This window comes from Rhizobium sp. RHZ02, assembly GCF_014851575.1.
In the GTDB taxonomy this organism is placed as follows: Bacteria; Pseudomonadota; Alphaproteobacteria; order Rhizobiales; family Rhizobiaceae; genus Rhizobium; species Rhizobium altiplani.
Genome location: NZ_JACUZX010000005.1, coordinates 354,410 through 373,610, shown reverse-complemented (window position 1 = coordinate 373,610; position 19,201 = coordinate 354,410). Strand labels below are relative to the sequence as shown.

Here is a 19,201-nt window from a genome sequence, read left to right as displayed (position 1 = left end):
ATAGATTTCTTGTCTTGTCACCGGCGTTGAGCCACCTTCCGCGAAGGGCGTCCGTCCTTCCGGCGCAACAGGAAACCAGACCCGCGTATGAGCTTCGAAAAAACCCTTTCCCGCCGCAGCTTCCTTTCCTTCTCGGCAGTGACCGCAGCTTCGGCGCTGACGGGGTGTGCATCCACGGCTGGACCGCCGCCCTATGCCACGGCTCAGCCGGTCGTCATGCGCAGTCCGGTCAACATGTTCCAGGCACCGCAGACGCCAGGTGACGCCGAGCTGGCGGTCATGTATGGCCCGATCGAGGACGGCGGCTTTCTCATTCCGGCCGTGCCCTACCAGCAGATCGATCCGCGCTTCTACCGTCAGCAGGTGGTTGATCCGACCGGTCAGGCGCCCGGCACGATCGTCGTCGATACACCCTCGCGCTTCCTCTATCTTGTTCAGCCGGGCGGCACCGCCATGCGCTATGGCGTCGGCATCGGCCGCGAAGGGTTCGCCTGGCAGGGTTCCGGCGTCATCCAGTGGCGTCAAAGATGGCCGCGTTGGAAGCCGCCGAATGAGATGGTCGCGCGTCAGCCCGAACTCGCCAAGTATTCGATCGAGAACGGTGGCATGGAGCCGGGCTTGAAGAACCCGCTTGGCGCGCGGGCGCTCTATATCTTCTCGAATGGCGAAGACACGCTCTACCGCCTGCATGGTAATCCGGAATGGCGCTCCATCGGCAAGGCCGTTTCATCCGGCTGCGTGCGCCTCCTGAACCAGGACATCATCGATCTCTATGACCGCGTGCCGAACAAGGCTCCGGTGGTGGTTCTGCAGTGATCCAAGAGGGTGCGGCCGGCTGATTGGCTGGTCGCATTCACTGCCGGTGCTCGGCGACCTGAACTTCTGTAGGCGGTGACAATTCCCTGATAAGCTTCTTGCGGATCGCCGTCGCATAATCAGCAAAGCTCCTGATTTCCATCACGAAGGCATCCTCGCCGAGGATGACGCGCGTCTCGTAGTAGTCGGGAAGATCGGGTTCCTCGTCGGAAATGACCAGTCCATTGACGGTCGTTCCCATCTTCATGGCGCGCTGTCGCGCCTGATAGAGCGACGGCGTCTGCCGTCGTTTCGGCGCAACCGTCTCCTTGCCGTCGCCGGAGACGTTGATGATGGTCTTGACGGCGCAGAAGCGGGGATCGGCGAGCATATCGAGGGCGGACCACATGCCGTTGCCGATGTCGGTGTTGCCGAACACCCTGCGCTGGTTGACGTCGATCGCGGCCGCGAAGGCTTCGGCACCGTTCCCGTTGTGTATGACGAACCAATCCAGTTTTTGGGTGGAGAATTCACCATCTCCCCAGAAGACTGCGGATACCGCAACGTTGCCAGCACTTCTCAAGATGGCCAGGACGTCGTTGTCCCGGAAGGCAGTGGCGATCGCGGACTTCTGAAAGGCATATTCTTCGTCGGTGATGCTACCGGATCCGTCGACGGCCACAACCAGCGCGATATCCGCGCAGGCCAAGGATGGAGACGCGGGCAGTATCAAAACCGCAGCCGCGGCCATACCAATCAGCATCTTGAGCATTTCCGCATCCCTCGTTCGCCCATAGCCCAAAATTGACTATGACAAGCGGTCGCTTTCCTGCTGTTATATCGCCGTTATTTGATCATGCTAAATTAGAAGTTGAGATTGTAGCGATGCGGTTCATGCTGCGCCTGTTCGGTCGATTCGAGCTGCTTTCCCCCGCGGGAGAGAGCATTGTGATCGCTTCGCGCAAGCATCAGGCGCTGATTGCGATGCTGGCACTGTCCAACGGCAAGCCTGTTTCACGATCGAAACTGGCGGGCATGCTGTGGTCCGAGCGCACCGAGGAACATGCACGCAACAGCCTCCGCCAGGCGTTCTTTGCAATCCGCCATGCCGTCAACGGCCACGGCGTGTCACCTCTCGTCTTCGACAGCGGCGCCGGCTGGATGAGAACTGATGCCATTGTCACCGACATTCAGACTCTTGCGGAAAGCGCGAAGGCGGGGTCGCTGCCGCCGTCACTGGATGCCTTCGAGGGCGAGTTTCTCGAGGGATTGAGCTTCAACGACGAGACATTGGAAACATGGCTTCGCATCGAACGCGGCCGACACCACAATTTGCTGGTCGACTGCCTTGCGGACCTCGCCGAAGGATTGGAGAGGGCGGGCAGCACTGAGCAGGCGGTTCTCGCCGCGCAATGCCTTTTGCGGCAGGATCCTTACCACGAGCCATCTCATCGGACGATCCTGCGCCATCACAAGGCCCGAGGCGAGCGCGCCCGTGCCATCAGGCATTACGAAGGCCTGAAGGCGTTGCTGGAGGCCAATCTCGGTGTCGCGCCTGATCTCGAAACGCAGCAGCTCATCGATCGAATTCGCGAACAGCAGGAGCCGTCCGTGGACTTGACCAATGGCAAGCCTCGGATCGCGATCCTGCCAATCAGGAGCCTTTCACATGATGGAGACGACAGTCTCGTCGCCGAATCCCTGACGCGCAAACTGATCGGGGAGCTCGGCCTGTTCTCGCCGCTCTCGGTGGTCGCCGCCGCGACGATGTTTGCCGTGAATGCGAGGCACGAGACCGTCGAGGAAATCGGCAGACGGGTCGGCGCCGATTATGTCCTGGAAACCGCGGTTCAGGGCGACGGGGAAGCCGGCTGGGCGATGGTGCAACTCGTGTTCGTGCAAAGCGGCACACAGATATGGAGCCGCAAATATCTCGATGAAAGCACGAATTCCGACCTCGGGCAGGACCAGCTTGTCCGCAAGATCAGCGGCAATCTCTATCATATCGTGATGAAGCATGCGGCAGGCAGTTCGGCCACCGAGCCGGAGGGCGAAGTCGGTACGGAAAAGCTGTATCTGCAGGTGTTCAATCATGTCGAGCGACCGACGCTGAACGGGATGATCCGTGCCCGGCGTTTCTGCGAGCGGATCCTGGCCATCGATCCCAATCACGTTCTGGTCCGCGAGAGCCTCGTCTGGATAAATTTCCACTCCTGTTTCAACGGCTGGCTGGACGATCCCGTGCGTGGCTTCCAGCAGGCGCGTGAAATCGTTCTGGTGGGGCTGGGCCTGGATGACCACGAGCCCTACCTGCTCAGCGCCTTCGGCCTTGCTGAAACCTATCTTGGAAACGCCAGGGCCGGCCTGGAGGCGTTGCAAAGGGCCGTCGACCTCAACCCCAACGACGCCGAATTCCACACGTGGCTCGGCATCGGACTGACCGTCGCCGGTATGATCGGCGAGGCGCATATGGCGTTCGATCAGGCCGATCAGGTCAGTCCGGACTATCATCCGATCTTCCTGTTCCGAGGCGATGCCCATTTCGCCTCCGGGAAGTATGAGGAAGCGATCGCCTGCCTTGATCGCTTCCTGACCGTGCTGCCGGACTATCATTGGGCGCGACTCCTGCGAGGGGCGTCATACGCAGCGCTGGGCAGGGACCTAATGGCGCGGGGCGACGTGGCCTATGTGAGGGAAAGCACGCTTTTGTTGAACGGTCGGTATCTCGAGCAGCTGCTTCAGGCACGCGGCTCATCGTTCCGGCAAGATTTGTGGTTACGGCTGGAGGCTGCGGGCTTGCCGTGGGCATGATGTCGTCTCGGCTCCGGCTTCCATGGCTTGCTCTCAAGCCGCCGATGTCAGATTGGAGCGCAGGCCCTTCAACAGCCCTCGGATCGTCTTCATTTCCTCGAGCGTGCAGCCTGCGGCCTGGCCGATTGCGCCCATGATGGTGTCGATTTCGCTCCGCATCGCGCGGCCGTTGTCGGTCAGCGACACGATAACCTGCCGTTCATCGCGGGAATCGCGTGTGCGCTTGATCAGGCCATTCTGTTCCAGGCGCTTGAGCAATGGCGACAACGTGCCCGAATCGAGATCGAGTTGCTCGCCGATCGCCTTGACCGGCTGCTCGGACTTCTCCCAAAGCGCCAGCATCACGAGATATTGCGGGTAGGTGAGGCCGACCCTGTCGAGGATCGGCTTGTAGGCGCGGGTAAAGGCATGCGCCGTCGAATAGACAGCAAAGCAGAGCTGGTTCTCGAGCCGCTTTTCCTCTTCCGGAATTTCCATCGTCTTGGCCAGATGCGCTTTCATTGTCGTCCTTCCACGGGCTCGATTGTCCTCTTTTCGAATTCGAAATGCAATTTGCAAAATTCACTTGCGTACAATTTAATTGTGCGATAAACAAAATCCAACCCCAACGCAAAGGAGACTGACATGCCTATCCTCTACACGACCAAAGCTTCGGCCACCGGTGGCCGCGCAGGCCGCGCCGTTTCCGAAAACGGCGTTCTCGATGTGACGCTGACGGTTCCGAAGGAACTCGGCGGCGACGGCGCGACCGGCACCAACCCTGAACAGCTCTTTGCAGCCGGTTATTCCGCCTGCTTCCTCGGTGCGCTGAAATTTGTCGCCGGCAAGGAAAAGGTCAAGATTCCCGAGGACACCACGGTCAGCGCCACGGTCGGCATCGGCCCGCGTGACGACGGCACGGGCTTTGGCATCGAAGTCGCCCTGACGGTGAACATTCCCGGCCTCGACAAGCCGACCGCCGAAAAGCTTGCCGCTGCGGCCCACATCGTGTGCCCCTATAGCCATGCAATGCGCACCTCGACGGAAGTTCCGGTTACCGTTGCTTGATCAATGCGAAAGGGAGCGCCGCGCATCGCGGCGCTCTTTTCATATGAAATTTAGATGCTATATTCTTTCCTGTGAAAGGAATATGGCATGGCTGTAGTACATCCAATCTCCGGCGCCCGGTCTCCCGAAGCGGCCGTGATCACCAAAGCCGCCGTCAATGCCGCTGATCGTCTCGGCCTCAACGCCAGAACGCTTTCGGCGGTGCTCGGCGTTTCCGAGGCGACTGTCTCGCGCATGAAGCGGCAGGATTATCTGCTTGAGCGCGGCTCGAAGTCCTTTGAGCTCGCGATCCTGCTCGTCCGTCTATTTCGCTCGCTCGACGCGATTGTCGGCGGCGACGAGACCGTTGCCCGGCAATGGCTGCGCAACGCCAACACGGCGCTCGGCGCCACTCCGCTCGAAAAGATCGTCAGCATTTCGGGATTGACCGATGTCCTTGCCTATCTGGACGCCCGCCGCGCTATCGTCTGAGACAGGGGCGATTTCGGGCAGGTTCTGGCGTCTGGTCGAGGCGCAGCACCAGATTTCGACGCTGAAGCTCGTCGACACGCTCGATGAGCAGGCCCTGCTCGAAGCCTTGCTCGAAGAAAGCAAGCCGGCGCTGCCGCCGGAATGCATCGGGTTGGACTACCTGCTGGCGACCCCGTTCCGCTATGGCGCCGTCTATCCGCATGGTTCGCGTTTCCGCCGGGCAGGGCGCACGCTGGGCGTCTTCTATGCGTCCGAGCGGGTGGAAACCGCGCTTGCCGAAATGGCGTTCTACCGACTGCTGTTTTATTCGGAGTCGCCCGCGACATCGCTTCCCGTCAATGCCGCCGAGTACACGGCTTTTTCCGCGGCCATCGCGACCGCATCGGCAGTCGACCTGACCCGCGCGCCTCTCGATGCCGATCGGGCGATATGGACGGATCCTCAGAACTATGCGCCCTGTCAGGCCCTGGCTGACGCTGCTCGCGAGGCGGGTTGCCAGGCAATCCTCTACGAATCCGTGCGGGATCCGCAACGTGGCCGCAATATCGCGCTCTTGACGGCAGCGGCATTTGCCGCCCGCGAGCCTGTCGAGCGTCAGACCTGGAGGATCCGGCTGTCGGGAATCGGTGTCCAGGCGCTTTGCGATTTCCCGAAGGTCAGAATTGGATTCTCGGTGGAGGATTTCGCCAGCGACCCGCGCATGGCGCGCGACTGACGTCGCAGGCTACCGATCTTCAGGCGAGCGCCTGCAGGTCGCGCCGCAACCTTCCCATGTCGCCATCAGGCAGGACTTCCTCGAGGCTGGCGTGGGTGCTCTCCCAGATCGGCACCGCGGCCGCGAGCACGGCCTTTCCCTCCGGCGTCAGGCTCAGCAGGCGCCGGCGCTTGTCTTTCGCGTTCTGCGTTACATTTACCCAACCACGACGCTGCAATGGCTTGAGCGCTGCCGTCAATGTCGTTTGGTCCATCGCAAGCAGGGTCGCGACCGGTCCCATGGGCGGCGGTTCCGGGCGGTTCAACGACATCATCAGCGAAAACTGGCCGTTGGTGAGCCCGACAGGGCGAAGGGCATCGTCGAAGAGCCGCGCCAGTGCGCGCGCCGCGCGCTGCACATGCAGGCACAGGCACGTGTCATGTACCAGAAGTGTCGTTGAATAGGGAATCTCTACCGCGTTTGACATGATCAATTTCTATTGATATCAATGTAATTAGTCAAGGAAAAGGAGCATGAACCAAGCACGTCTCGACCGCGCCGGAGGAGGGCGCACGTGATGCAGAACCAAGTCGTTTCCCGTGAAGAATGGCTGGAAGCCCGCCGTGCACTGCTTCTCAAGGAGAAGGAAGCGACGCATCTGAGGGACAAGGTCAACGCCGAACGCATGGCCCTGCCATGGGTCAAGGTTGACAGGAACTACATATTCGACACGCCGCAGGGCAAGAAAGGTTTCGCCGACCTTTTCGATGGGCGCAGCCAGCTTTTGATCTATCATTTCATGCTTGGCCCCGATTGGGAGGCCGGTTGCCCCGGATGCTCGTTCCTGTCGGATCACGTCGATGGAACGCTGCCACATCTCAACAACCATGATGTCACCTGGGTCGCCGTCTCGCGCGCGCCGCTCGCCAGGATCGAGGCTTACAAGAAGCGCATGGGCTGGAAATTCCCTTGGGTCTCATCCTTCGATAACAGCTTCAACTTCGACTACCATGTGTCCTTCAGTCCGGAGGATCTGGCGAAGGACAAGGTCTTTTACAATTTCGAGGCGATTGATCCGGCCAACGCCAATGACGAGCTTCCCGGTCTAAGCGCATTCTACAAGAACGACGCAGGCGAAGTCTTCCATACCTACTCGAGCTACGCCCGCGGCCTCGAAGAAGCGGTCGGCACCTTGATGATCCTCGATCGCGCGCCGAAGGGACGTAACGAAGACGCGACCATGGATTTCGTCAAGCGTCACGACGAATACGAGCCGGCCAAGAGCGCGCCATCCTGCTGTCACTGATATCTGCGACCATCATCCCAAGGGAGAAGGACGATGCAGCAAGCGAAAGTTCTGAAGGAGCACGAGTTCCTCGAAGACCTCGTTGGCGTATGGGACGTGACGGCACCCGAAATGACCGGACAGGAACCGTGGACGGAGATCGTGCGGTCGTTTCATGGCATCTGGTTCGTCGCCGAAGGCTCCGGCACCATGCCGGGCGGTAGCGCGGCGACGACGGTACTCACTCTCGGCTACAGCGCCGACAAGGGAAGATATGTCGGAACCTGGATAGGGACGATGATGGACCACATGTGGGTCTACGAGGGTGAGGTTTCCGACGACGGCAAGACCTTGAGCCTCTATACCACGGGCCCCGATCTTATCGGCGGAAACGAACTCGCCGAGTATCGCGAGCAGCTCATCTTCCACGATCGCGATCACCGCACGTTCAATTCTGCTGCCAGGCAGCCCGACGGTTCCTGGAAGCAGTTCATGGAAGCGCACTACACCCGCAAGCAATAGCTGCGGACGGCGCTGCCGTTCGTCGCAAGTCCAAATCCAAATGGAGAAGACCATGTCCGAAAACCACGGCAAATTCATCTGGTGCGAACTGATGACCCCCGATCCCAAGGCCGCCGCCGAATTCTATGGCAAGGTTGTCGGGTGGACGACAAGTGACATGACGATCCAGGACCTGCCGCCCTATACGATCTTCGAAGCGAATGGAGCCGGCGTCGCAGGCCTGATGGATTTTCCCGCCGAACTGGAAGGGAAGGGCATTCCGCCGAACTGGACGGGCTACGTCGCGGTCGATGACGTCGACAAGTCGGCGAAGGACTTTGCCGCCAACGGTGGCTCCGTCCGGCGCGAGCCGGCGGATATTCCGACGGTCGGACGCTTTGCCGTCGTTGCCGATCCGCATGGGGCGGTCATCTGCATCATGACGCCGCTGCCGAGGGACAATCCGTCGCCGCCGGCACCGATGGGTACGCCCGGCCATATCGGCTGGCACGAACTCTATGCCGGCAACGGTGCCGAAGCCTTCACATTCTACTCGAAGGTCTTCGGCTGGACGAAGGATCATGACTTCGACATGGGTGAGATGGGCGCCTATACCATCTTCGCCGAGCACGGCACGCAAATTGGCGGCATGATGACCAAGCCGCCGAGCGTTCCCATGCCGGCATGGGCCTATTATTTCAACGTGCCGGCCATCGATGCGGCTATCGAACGCGTCAAGGCAGGCGGCAGCACGGTGTTGAACGGCCCGATGGAAGTGCCCGGCGGCAGCTGGATCATCCAGGCTGCCGATCCCCAGGGCGCATTCTTCTGCCTCGTGGCGCCCACCCGATAGGCGCTTCAAACGACGATTTTCAACTCAGCGCGGGACGGCCGGACGCCGTCTCGCGCTGAACTGCATGAGGGTTCCAGAAGCTTCGCCGGAAGGCCCTGGAGGCAGGGCGGGTGTCGAATCGAGGAGCCGGGACACGCTGCCGGAGGGGCGTTTATATTTCATTAATTTTATTCGAATTTTAGCGTTTCCGACGATGTTCGGGACCGCCGCGTTAACTCTTCCTAAAACATTTTTGGGTGGAAGCATAACCGGCTATGCCTGGAGCGGCCGCAAGTATTGATTTTGGTTCTTCCGCGTAATTGATTGGCCCCAGTTTCTCATTGGGGTTGTTTTGTTATGTCTATCGAAGATCCGCGCATTTCCGCTGCTGCAAGCGAAAACGTCTCGCACGACTTCCGCCAGGACATTCATGAAGACGCAAGTATTGAGACTTCCGCCCGTCAGGGCGTCGAATTTGCGCAGGCCGATAATAGCCAACAGCCGGAGAAGACCGACCGCGTGCCGGCGGCTCCCCAGACGGTAGCTGCCAACACCCATCCGGCCGAAATCGTTCCTGATCAGAACAACGTCGCCCACTTGCCGGCTGACGTGTCGATCGACGACATCCGCGTCGAAGGCAACAATCTCGTGCTCATCCAGGCGGACGGCACGGAAATCGTCATCGTCAACGGCGCGCTGCATGTGCCCACCTTCCTGATCGGCGACGTGGCGCTTCCCCAGCAGGCGGTGCTTGCGGCCCTTGAACAGAGCCACATCAACGTCGCAGCCGGCCCTGACGGCTCCTATTCGGCAAGTGCCTCGCCCTCGAGCTCCGGCGCCGAATTCCAGGACACTTTCCAGCAGGATTCCGGCGAGCCGACGCAACTCGCGGCGCTGCTAGGGGATAGCGAGCTTCTTGACGGCGCCGGCCCGGATTCAGGGGACGAGGGCTTCAACCACGCTCCGACCTTGGAAGAGATCGCGCCGCTGTCTTTCCAGGACACGCGGAATGACGACACGTTCTCGCCGATTTCGGGCCAGTTGCCGGGGTTCGACCAGGATCGCAACGACGCGCTGATCTACAGCGTGGCGGGCGGCGCCTCCTCCGACGCCATGGAAGGTTACGACACCGTCAAGGTCGGCTTCTACGGCACGCTTTACCTGAACAGCATCACAGGTGCCTACACCTACGTCCCGGATGATACCGCGGTCGAGGGCCTGAAGACCACCGAACAGGACGTCTTCAGCTTCACGGTTGCCGACAAGGCCGGCCCCTCCGCGCCGCAGACTCTGACGATCAACGTCAAGGGCGTGAACGACACGCCGGAGCTTTCGGCCACACTGACCGGCCACGCCTACAACGATACGGTCGCCGACGACACGTTCACGGCCGTCAGCGGCAAGCTCTTGACCGCCGACCGCGACCTCAATGATAGCGCAACTTATGGCATTACCGGCGGCTCCTCTTCCGGGGCCAAGGAAGGCTTTGACACCATCAAAGTCGGTTCCTACGGCTCGCTCTTCCTCAACAGCGCAACGGGCGCCTACACCTACGTCCCGAACGACGCGGCGGTCGAAGGTCTGAAGACCCACTCCCAGGAGAGCTTCACCCTCACCGTCACCGACGGCTCGAACGCGACCCACAGCCAGACGCTGACCATCGACCTCAACGGCATGAACGACACGGCCACCATTTCGGGCTCCGCCGCGGGCGATGTTGTCGAAGACGGCAAGGCACCTATCCTGAGCGAGGATAAGGTCGGCGGCGAAGGCACCGACAAGCTGCACGCCGAAGGTCAGTTGATCGTCAGCGATCGCGACGCGGACGACAACCATTTCCAGACGCCGGCGAGTGAAGATCTTAACGGCAAGTACGGCACCTTCACCTTCGATCCGACGTCGGGCAAGTGGACCTACGCGCTCAATAATGAGTCCGTTCAATCATTGGCTGCCGGGCAGGCCGTTCACGACTCACTGTCGATTACTTCGGCGGACGGAACCGCGAGCCAGACCATCGACGTCACGATTACGGGCACGAACGATGCGCCGGTTATCGACGCCGATGTTTCCGCGATCGTCAGCGAACAGATGGAAAAGCTCGCCTCCCTGTCGTTTGACACTGCGAAGCTCACGATCGGGTTTACGGATGTCGACCTGAACAACACGGGCCACACCGCGCAAGTCGTCGGAGTCAGCACCTCCGGTGTGCCGTCCGGACTTCTCGGCATCCCGCTCAGCGACAAGGCCCTGCTGAGCTACCTGCACATCGACGGAGTAGCCAAGGCCGACGATTCTGACCGCGGAGAGGTTACCGCGACGTTCAAAGCCCCGGACTTGGCCTTCGACTACCTTGGCGTAGGCGACAGCCTGACGCTAACCTACACGGTTCAGGTGAGTGACGGCGCTGGCGGCGTCTCGACCCAGACGGTCAACGTCGTCGTCACCGGCACGAACGATGCGCCCATCGTGTCTGCGGGTCTTTTCGATCTTGGCGCCACCGGCGCAATCAATGAACAGAAGAACCAGACCGGTTCGAGCACGCAGGATCAGGCAAAGGGAACGCTGGCGTTCTGGGACGCCGATCTCAGCGACGTCCAACACAACGCGACGGTCACTCACGTCGAGGTGTCTGGCGTCAAAACTGGTCTTAGCCAGACACCGGACGATCTCATCAAGCTGCTGGAGACGACGGTTCACAACAACACGAACGCCGGCACTGTCGACTGGACGTTCACGGCGGTCGACAAGACCTTTGACTACTTGGCAGCAGGCGAGAAGCTGACACTCACCTACACCGTGGAAGTGTCGGACGCTCACGGCGGGCTCGACACGCAAGCCGTGAAGGTCACCATCACCGGCAGCAACGACCGCCCCGTGATCACGGTTGGCGACGGCGACAGCATCGCCGCCCCAACTATCAAGGAGGCTAACCTCAGCACCGGCTCAGACACCTTGCTGTGCGGCCAAGGCACGCTGAGCGTCACCGACGCCGACTGGACCGATACTCACAAGGTATCGTCGAGTTATGCCAGCGCCGTCTGGTCGAACGGAACCATCGTTCCGACCGCTACGGTCGACGCCATCAAGACCGCTTTTGCCGCCAGTCTCACGACCGACGCCGGCAACGGCGGCATCGGAAAGATCGGCTGGAGCTTCGATCTCGCCGACAAGTACACCGACTTCCTGGCGAAGGACGAGACGCTGACGCTGACCTATCAGGTCGCCGTCAAGGACGACAGCAGTGCAGCCAACAATGGCGCCACCCAGACCGTCGTCATCAGCATCACCGGCACCAACGACGCGCCGGTCCTGAGCGCCGATACGGGATCGCACTCGGTCTCCGACGTTTCGGAAACCATCGATGCAGCACTCGATGCCGGCCCGCGGACGACGAGCGGCGCGCTGACTTTCACCGATGTCGATCTCACCGACCGTCCAACGGCCTCCTATGCGTTCAAGACGATCACGACCACTGGTGTCACGCTGTCGAGCGAGCAGGAAGTCGCCCTCAAGGCCGCCTTCACCGCCGGCGCTGCTGCCGGTAATACCAATAACGGCACGGTCAACTGGAACTATTCGATCGCCGAAAGCGCGTTGGACTTCCTGGCAAAGGGTCAGCACGTCCAGCTCACCTACACAATTACCGTCGATGACGGTCACGGCGGTGTCGCCAGCCGCGACGTCAGCGTGACGGTGAACGGCGCGAACGACGCGCCGGTGGCCATTGCCGATAGCAATGGCAGCGACATTGTGAAGGAAGCCGGCGTTCTGACCGACGGCGACAACCGCGCCACCGGCAACGTGCTCACCAACGATACCGATGTCGACACCAGCGACACCAAGAGCGTCTCGGCACTTGCCGGCGGCAGCAATTTCCTCGGCGTCTTCTCCAAGGAGGGCGTCTATGGCACGCTGACGCTCGGCGCCAACGGCGAGTACCGCTATGATCTGCGCAACCTCGACAGCGACACCAACCAGCTGAAGGAAGGCGAGAAGGTCGCCGACACCTTCACCTACACGGTTAAGGACGCCAACGGCCTGACGTCGCAGACGACATTGACGATCAACATCCTGGGCACCAACGACGCGCCGGTGGCACGGTCGCAGTTCTCGTCCGTCAGCGAGGGCACGACGGCGGCCGCAACCACGGTCACCGGCAGCCTGCTCGACGGCGCCTCCGACGTCGATCACGACGCAGCCCTCCGCATCGCCAATGTCGACAACCACATCGACGGCGGCGCGGGCGTCGCCGGCGACTACGGCACGCTGACCTGGGACACCCAGACCGGCGCCTATAGCTACGCGCTCGACAACGCCAAGCCCTCGGTTCAGGCATTGGCACAGGGCGAAGTGCGCCTTGAGACCTTCACCTTCACGGTGACCGACGAGAATGGCGCGACCAGCACCCGGACGCTGACGGTGACGATCACCGGCACCAACGATGCCCCGGGTCCGCAGGCGCAGTTCAACAGCGTCACGGAAGACACACAGCCTTCGACGGTGACCGCCAACCTCCTGCAGGGCGCCACCGACGACCACTTCTCCGTCATGACGATCGCCAATGTCGGCGGCAGCAGCAACGGCCTCTCCGGCGTCAACGGCACCTACGGCAAGCTGACCTGGAGCGCGCTCACCGGCGGCTACAGCTACAAGCTCGACAACGCCAACCCCGCCGTTCAGGCGATCGCCCTCGACGAGACGAAGACCGAAACCTTCACCTTCACCGTCCGCGACCAGTATGGCGCGATCAGCACCCAGACCCTGAGCATCGACGTTCATGGCACCAACGACGGCGTGACCTTCGTATCGGCCGGTTCCATCCTTGCCGGCGGCGTCGTCGAGGACGGTCAGCAGCAGGCGACCGGCACGATCAACTTCAACGACGTCGATCTGATCGACACCCACACGGCGACCGTCACGAACCCGACGGGTCCGCTGCTCGGCACCTTCGCCCTTGCCCAGGTCAGTGAATCGCCGACCACCGCCGGCGGCAGCCTCGGCTGGACCTACACCATCGACAATACCGCCGCGCAGTCGCTCGGCGAAGGCATCACCCGCAAGGAAACCTACAGCGTCACAATCATCGACGCCCACGGCGGCCTCATCACCAAGGACGTCGTCGTCACCATCACCGGCACCAACGACGCGCCGGTCCTGAGCGCCGATACGGGATCGCACTCGGTCTCCGACGTTTCGGAAACCATCGATGCAGCACTCGATGCCGGCCCGCGGACGACGAGCGGCGCGCTGACTTTCACCGATGTCGATCTCACCGACCGTCCAACGGCCTCCTATGCGTTCAAGACGATCACGACCACTGGTGTCACGCTGTCGAGCGAGCAGGAAGTCGCCCTCAAGGCCGCCTTCACCGCCGGCGCTGCTGCCGGTAATACCAATAACGGCACGGTCAACTGGAACTATTCGATCGCCGAAAGCGCGTTGGACTTCCTGGCAAAGGGTCAGCACGTCCAGCTCACCTACACAATTACCGTCGATGACGGTCACGGCGGTGTCGCCAGCCGCGACGTCAGCGTGACGGTGAACGGCGCGAACGACGCGCCGGTGGCCATTGCCGATAGCAATGGCAGCGACATTGTGAAGGAAGCCGGCGTTCTGACCGACGGCGACAACCGCGCCACCGGCAACGTGCTCACCAACGATACCGATGTCGACACCAGCGACACCAAGAGCGTCTCGGCACTTGCCGGCGGCAGCAATTTCCTCGGCGTCTTCTCCAAGGAGGGCGTCTATGGCACGCTGACGCTCGGCGCCAACGGCGAGTACCGCTATGATCTGCGCAACCTCGACAGCGACACCAACCAGCTGAAGGAAGGCGAGAAGGTCGCCGACACCTTCACCTACACGGTTAAGGACGCCAACGGCCTGACGTCGCAGACGACATTGACGATCAACATCCTGGGCACCAACGACGCGCCGGTGGCACGGTCGCAGTTCTCGTCCGTCAGCGAGGGCACGACGGCGGCCGCAACCACGGTCACCGGCAGCCTGCTCGACGGCGCCTCCGACGTCGATCACGACGCAGCCCTCCGCATCGCCAATGTCGACAACCACATCGACGGCGGCGCGGGCGTCGCCGGCGACTACGGCACGCTGACCTGGGACACCCAGACCGGCGCCTATAGCTACGCGCTCGACAACGCCAAGCCCTCGGTTCAGGCATTGGCACAGGGCGAAGTGCGCCTTGAGACCTTCACCTTCACGGTGACCGACGAGAATGGCGCGACCAGCACCCGGACGCTGACGGTGACGATCACCGGCACCAACGACGCCCCGGTTCCGCAGGCGCAGTTCAACAGCGTCACGGAAGACACACAGCCTTCGACGGTGACCGGCAACCTCCTGCAGGGCGCCACCGACGACCACTTCTCCGTCATGACGATCGCCAATGTCGGCGGCAGCAGCAACGGCCTCTCCGGCGTCAACGGCACCTACGGCAAGCTGACCTGGAGCGCGCTCACCGGCGGCTACAGCTACAAGCTCGACAACGCCAACCCCGCCGTTCAGGCGATCGCCCTCGACGAGACGAAGACCGAAACCTTCACCTTCACCGTCCGCGACCAGTATGGCGCGATCAGCACCCAGACCCTGAGCATCGACGTTCATGGCACCAACGACGGCGTGACCTTCGTATCGGCCGGTTCCATCCTTGCCGGCGGCGTCGTCGAGGACGGTCAGCAGCAGGCGACCGGCACGATCAACTTCAACGACGTCGATCTGATCGACACCCACACGGCGACCGTCACGAACCCGACGGGTCCGCTGCTCGGCACCTTCGCCCTTGCCCAGGTCAGTGAATCGCCGACCACCGCCGGCGGCAGCCTCGGCTGGACCTACACCATCGACAATACCGCCGCGCAGTCGCTCGGCGAAGGCATCACCCGCAAGGAAACCTACAGCGTCACAATCATCGACGCCCACGGCGGCCTCATCACCAAGGACGTCGTCGTCACCATCACCGGCACCAACGACGCGCCGGTGATCACGATCCCGGCGGGAACGCCGGTTTCGACGGTGATCCCTGGCCACGTGGGCCAGACTCTCGTGACCGATGGTGTCACCGAAGGGAATTCCGGCGGTCTAACGACGCACGGCACGCTGATCGTCAGCGACGTCGATCATGGGGACATCGTCAAGGCGCAGGTTCTCGCCGTTGACGGCGGCGGCTCAGGCTTCACGGCGGCACAGCTGAATGCGCTGGGCTTCCTGTCGGTCTCTCCCGGCGCGCCCTCGGCTGTCCTCGACGGAACGCAGACGTCGAACAGCCTGACCTGGAACTTCAACTCGGGCTCCCAGACCTTCGACTTCCTGCCTCAGGGCTGGGAAGTGCGGTTGAACTACACGATCCGCGTCACCGACAGCCACGGTGCCACCGCCGACCAGATCGTCAGCATCGTCGTTCACGGCACCAACGACGCGCCGGTCATTAGCGCCCCACTCGCGAATGCGGTCACCGAGGCAGGCACGCTTGCCGACCACACCGTCGTCGGCGGTATCCCATCCGTTGGCGGCACGCTGCTGGAACATGCGACCGATGTCGACAGCCCCAAGCTGCATATTGGAGGCGTCTCGTTCAACGGCGGCATTGTCGAGACCGATGGCAGCATCGACGGTCTCTACGGCCGGCTGACGTGGAACTCCGCAACGGGCGTCTATACCTACGAACTCGATAACCAGCGGCCGGCGACGCAGGCGCTGAACGCCGGCGACCAGGTTACCGAAACCTTCAGCTACACGGTGAGCGACGGCGCGGCTGCGACCGCAGGTCAACTGACGATCACCGTCAACGGCGCGAACGACGACCCGATCGCAAAGGCCGACACGTTCGGTAGCGTTCCGAACGGCTGGACGCTCAACGAGGCCAACGGCCACATCTATACCTTCGCCCCGACGGTCAACGACGAGACCTGGGCGCAGGCACGCATCGATGCCGCCGCGCTGCTCTCCAACCACGCGAGCTATCTCGCAACGATCACCAACGCCGGCGAACAGAATGTCGTCCTCGGGATCGTCAACGGCAACGCAATCGCCTATCTCGGCGGCACCGACGCGGCGAATGAAGGCCATTGGGTCTGGGCAACCGGCCCCGAAGCCGGCCAGCCCTTCACCTACACTCACTGGGAGCCGGGCGAGCCGAACAGCAACGGCGACGAAGACGTGCTGTGGATCTACGGCCAGTTCCGCGACGGTCAGTGGAACGACGGCCCGACCAACACCGGCCTCACCTTCGGCGGCTATCAGTTCGGCTACGTCGCCGAGGCCGGCGAACCCGGTTCGCACTACGCCGCGATCAATGAGGACGCGGCCTACTCGATCAACGCTAGCCTACTCCTCGAAAACGACCAGAAGGTGGATTCGGGCGATGTATTGAGCGTCATCGGCTTCGACGAAACGGGTACGAAAACCGCCACGTCGGCGATGCACGCATCGGTTTCCTTCGATGGCACCTCGTTCAAGTACGATCCGACCGGATCTGCACAATTGCAGCACCTTGCTGCCGGCGAAAAGGCAACCGACACCTTCTCTTATACGATCAGCGACGGCCAGGGCCACTTCAGCACCGCAACGGTCACCATCACCATCACCGGCACCAACGACACGCCGGTTTTGACGGCGGATGCTGCAAGCCTCACCGAAACCTCGGCGAGCGACGCTGGCCACGAGGTTCTGGCGGGCGTCGTTCTCAGCAACGATACCGATGCGGAGAGCGACGCGCTCAGCGTGATCACCATCCGGCCGTTCTCGCCCAATCCTGTGGCGTTCAGCCCGGTCTCGGCGGATGGCGCGACCACGGTTCACGGCACCTATGGCGACCTGGTGATGCACTCGGACGGCAGCTACAGCTACGTAGCCAACGCAGCCTACGACGCCTTGACTGAAGGTCAGGTCGTGAGCGACGTCTTCAAGTATGGCGTGTCGGACGGGCATGGCGGCGCAATCGGGTCGTTGCTGACCATCACCATCACCGGCACCAACGACACGCCGGTTTTGACGGCGGATGCTGCAAGCCTCACCGAAACCTCGGCGAGCGACGCTGGCCACGAGGTTCTGGCGGGCGTCGTTCTCAGCAACGATACCGATGCGGAGGGCGACGCGCTCAGCGTGATCACCATCCGGCCGTTCTCGCCCAATCCTGTGGCGTTCAGCCCGGTCTCGGCGGATGGCGCGACCACGGTTCACGGCACCTATGGCGACCTGGTGATGCACTCGGACGGCAGCTACAGCTACGTAGCCAACGCAGCCTACGACGCCTTGACTGAAGGTCAGGTCGTGAGCGACGTCTTCAAGTATGGCGTGTCGGACGGGCATGGCGGCGCAATCGGGTCGTTGCTGACCATCACCATCACCGGCACCAACGACACGCCGGTTTTGACGGCGGACCTGCCACCGAGCGTCACCGATGATACTGTTACGGTCATCACCAACAAGAAGAACCAGGACCTAGTGATTTCCCACGCAGCCCTGCTCTGGAACGCTTCTGACCCCGAAGGACATGCGCTTGCGGTCACGAGTGTAGGGGGAAGCGACAAAGTCGAGGCAGGAAACAACTCCGTCACCTTCCACATCACTGGAAGCTCAAACAGCTTCACCTATGACGTCAGCGATGGCACGCTGTCGGATCACGTAACCGCCACTGTGATGACCAACGTCGACTCAAACAACCTTCGAGGTAGCGACAACAACACTGACATCATCATCGCCGATGGATCAGGTTCGCATAGTCTCTACGGTCTTGGCGGCAATGACGTGCTGGTCAGCAGCGGCGGCAACGATCACCTCGACGGCGGCGCTGGCGATGACTTGCTGATCGCCCATACGCGTGGCTCCATCACTGCCGTAAGTATGGACGGCGGCGACGGCAACGACACTTTCGTTATTGACCAGACGGGCGGGCCTATTAATCTTGATGGTGGTAGCGGCAATGACTCTCTCGACCTGTCGCATCTAGGGGCAGGCCTGAACGTTAGCCTGAACGAAAATGGACACGGCACCTTCGCTCAAGGGGGCGGCTACACCGGTATCGAAAACCTTATCGGTACGCACTATGCCGACACGCTGACCGGCAATGCCTTGGCCAACATCCTCGACGGGCGCGACGGCAATGACTACCTCCAAGGCGGCGCCGGTAAGGACACGGTCACCGGCGGCGGTGGAGCTGACACCTTCGTGCTCGATGTCGACGCGCTGAGCAACCTCAACATGGCCGACGTCATCACCGACTTTAGCAAAACTGATGGCGACTCGCTCGACGTCTCGAAGCTGCTCAGTTCGATCCTCGGCCACACTGCGACTGCAACCGAGGCGCAGGCCATGGTTCAGGCAACCGTCAGCAACGGGAACACCGTGATCAGCATCAGCGACAATGCCAACGGTGCTGGCGCCCTGCACCAGGTCGCCACCCTCCAGGGCTACGTCGCCTCGGCAACCTCGACGGTGAAGATCCTCTTCGACGACGACCACACCCACGCCGCCAACGCCCACCTGAACAGCTGACGGCCGCAGCCAAGACAATACGAGATCAGAAAAGGCGCGTTTCGCGCCTTTTCTGCTTTTTGGGAGACACTTCACGCCGGCGGAACGCGACGACGGCACCGCACGTCGGCTGATGTTCGGACAAACCGACAAAAGGAAAAGGCGCCCTTCGGCGAGCGCCCTTCGGCGCCTTTTCCATTTTCGGGATTCGGCTAGACTAAAGCGCGTCGCCCGTTTTTTGATTCAGGTTCTCGAATCGGCCGATTTGTGATTC

At 61.8% G+C, this 19,201-nt stretch carries 12 protein-coding genes; 9 read left to right on the top strand and 3 right to left on the bottom strand.

All coding sequences use genetic code 11. The annotated features are described in order from the left end of the window. Positions 1 to 87: 87 nt before the first annotated feature. A complete protein-coding gene (locus IB244_RS11785; protein WP_029867486.1) occupies positions 88 to 816 on the top strand; it encodes a L,D-transpeptidase in 729 nt (242 codons plus the stop codon). A gap of 37 nt (positions 817 to 853) precedes the next feature. Here the strand turns inward: IB244_RS11785 and IB244_RS11780 are convergent, their stop codons facing one another. Continuing rightward, on the bottom strand, positions 854 to 1,567 hold the full coding sequence (locus IB244_RS11780) for a DUF1194 domain-containing protein (protein WP_192304309.1): 714 nt from the start codon (positions 1,565 to 1,567) through the stop codon (positions 854 to 856). Positions 1,568 to 1,680: 113 nt separating this feature from the next. Between IB244_RS11780 and IB244_RS11775 the strand changes: the two genes are divergently transcribed. Continuing rightward, positions 1,681 to 3,606 carry a BTAD domain-containing putative transcriptional regulator gene (locus IB244_RS11775; protein ID WP_192304307.1) on the top strand — a complete coding sequence of 642 codons (1,926 nt, stop codon included), beginning with the start codon at positions 1,681 to 1,683 and terminating at the stop codon, positions 3,604 to 3,606. A 33-nt stretch (positions 3,607 to 3,639) separates the two neighbouring features. Here the strand turns inward: IB244_RS11775 and IB244_RS11770 are convergent, their stop codons facing one another. Continuing rightward, a complete protein-coding gene (locus IB244_RS11770) occupies positions 3,640 to 4,107 on the bottom strand; it encodes a MarR family winged helix-turn-helix transcriptional regulator (protein WP_018859622.1) in 468 nt (155 codons plus the stop codon). Positions 4,108 to 4,230: 123 nt separating this feature from the next. On the opposite strand from IB244_RS11770, the gene IB244_RS11765 reads away from it, so the two are divergent. From IB244_RS11765 to IB244_RS11755, 3 genes are all read left to right on the top strand, one after another. Then, the gene (locus tag IB244_RS11765) at positions 4,231 to 4,653 is read left to right on the top strand and encodes an organic hydroperoxide resistance protein (protein WP_025662361.1); all 423 of its coding nucleotides are present in this window, start codon (positions 4,231 to 4,233) and stop codon (positions 4,651 to 4,653) included. Positions 4,654 to 4,740: 87 nt separating this feature from the next. Further along, positions 4,741 to 5,124: an MbcA/ParS/Xre antitoxin family protein gene (locus IB244_RS11760; protein ID WP_029867482.1), complete on the top strand. Its 384-nt coding sequence runs from the start codon at positions 4,741 to 4,743 to the stop codon at positions 5,122 to 5,124. Further along, complete coding sequence (locus IB244_RS11755; protein WP_192304305.1) at positions 5,084 to 5,839, top strand: RES family NAD+ phosphorylase; 756 nt, start codon at positions 5,084 to 5,086, stop codon at positions 5,837 to 5,839. Before IB244_RS11760 ends, IB244_RS11755 begins: the two co-directional genes overlap by 41 nt. Positions 5,840 to 5,858: 19 nt before the next feature. Here the strand turns inward: IB244_RS11755 and IB244_RS11750 are convergent, their stop codons facing one another. Further along, complete coding sequence (locus IB244_RS11750) at positions 5,859 to 6,305, bottom strand: MarR family winged helix-turn-helix transcriptional regulator (RefSeq protein ID WP_192304303.1); 447 nt, start codon at positions 6,303 to 6,305, stop codon at positions 5,859 to 5,861. Between the two features lie 90 nt (positions 6,306 to 6,395). Between IB244_RS11750 and IB244_RS11745 the strand changes: the two genes are divergently transcribed. From IB244_RS11745 to IB244_RS11730, 4 genes are all read left to right on the top strand, one after another. Beyond that, complete coding sequence (locus IB244_RS11745; protein ID WP_018859617.1) at positions 6,396 to 7,124, top strand: DUF899 domain-containing protein; 729 nt, start codon at positions 6,396 to 6,398, stop codon at positions 7,122 to 7,124. A 33-nt stretch (positions 7,125 to 7,157) separates the two neighbouring features. After that, a complete protein-coding gene (locus IB244_RS11740) occupies positions 7,158 to 7,625 on the top strand; it encodes a DUF1579 domain-containing protein (RefSeq protein ID WP_192304301.1) in 468 nt (155 codons plus the stop codon). Between the two features lie 52 nt (positions 7,626 to 7,677). Beyond that, positions 7,678 to 8,457 (top strand): VOC family protein, encoded by a 780-nt coding sequence (locus IB244_RS11735; RefSeq protein WP_192304299.1) that lies wholly within the window; start codon positions 7,678 to 7,680, stop codon positions 8,455 to 8,457. A 336-nt stretch (positions 8,458 to 8,793) separates the two neighbouring features. Continuing rightward, complete coding sequence (locus IB244_RS11730) at positions 8,794 to 18,948, top strand: VCBS domain-containing protein (RefSeq protein ID WP_192304297.1); 10,155 nt, start codon at positions 8,794 to 8,796, stop codon at positions 18,946 to 18,948. Positions 18,949 to 19,201: the final 253 nt, after the last annotated feature.

What these genes read in the sequence shown, in the direction of transcription:
- IB244_RS11785 (WP_029867486.1), top strand. Translation starts at nt 88, where the DNA reads ATGAGCTTCGAAAAAACCCTTTCCCGCCGCAGCTTCCTTTCCTTCTCG.
- IB244_RS11745 (WP_018859617.1), top strand. Translation starts at nt 6,396, where the DNA reads ATGCAGAACCAAGTCGTTTCCCGTGAAGAATGGCTGGAAGCCCGCCGT.
- IB244_RS11780 (WP_192304309.1), bottom strand. Translation starts at nt 1,567, where the DNA reads ATGCTCAAGATGCTGATTGGTATGGCCGCGGCTGCGGTTTTGATACTG.
- IB244_RS11735 (WP_192304299.1), top strand. Translation starts at nt 7,678, where the DNA reads ATGTCCGAAAACCACGGCAAATTCATCTGGTGCGAACTGATGACCCCC.
- IB244_RS11755 (WP_192304305.1), top strand. Translation starts at nt 5,084, where the DNA reads ATGTCCTTGCCTATCTGGACGCCCGCCGCGCTATCGTCTGAGACAGGG.
- IB244_RS11775 (WP_192304307.1), top strand. Translation starts at nt 1,681, where the DNA reads ATGCGGTTCATGCTGCGCCTGTTCGGTCGATTCGAGCTGCTTTCCCCC.
- IB244_RS11760 (WP_029867482.1), top strand. Translation starts at nt 4,741, where the DNA reads ATGGCTGTAGTACATCCAATCTCCGGCGCCCGGTCTCCCGAAGCGGCC.
- IB244_RS11740 (WP_192304301.1), top strand. Translation starts at nt 7,158, where the DNA reads ATGCAGCAAGCGAAAGTTCTGAAGGAGCACGAGTTCCTCGAAGACCTC.
- IB244_RS11770 (WP_018859622.1), bottom strand. Translation starts at nt 4,107, where the DNA reads ATGAAAGCGCATCTGGCCAAGACGATGGAAATTCCGGAAGAGGAAAAG.
- IB244_RS11730 (WP_192304297.1), top strand. Translation starts at nt 8,794, where the DNA reads ATGTCTATCGAAGATCCGCGCATTTCCGCTGCTGCAAGCGAAAACGTC.
- IB244_RS11765 (WP_025662361.1), top strand. Translation starts at nt 4,231, where the DNA reads ATGCCTATCCTCTACACGACCAAAGCTTCGGCCACCGGTGGCCGCGCA.
- IB244_RS11750 (WP_192304303.1), bottom strand. Translation starts at nt 6,305, where the DNA reads ATGTCAAACGCGGTAGAGATTCCCTATTCAACGACACTTCTGGTACAT.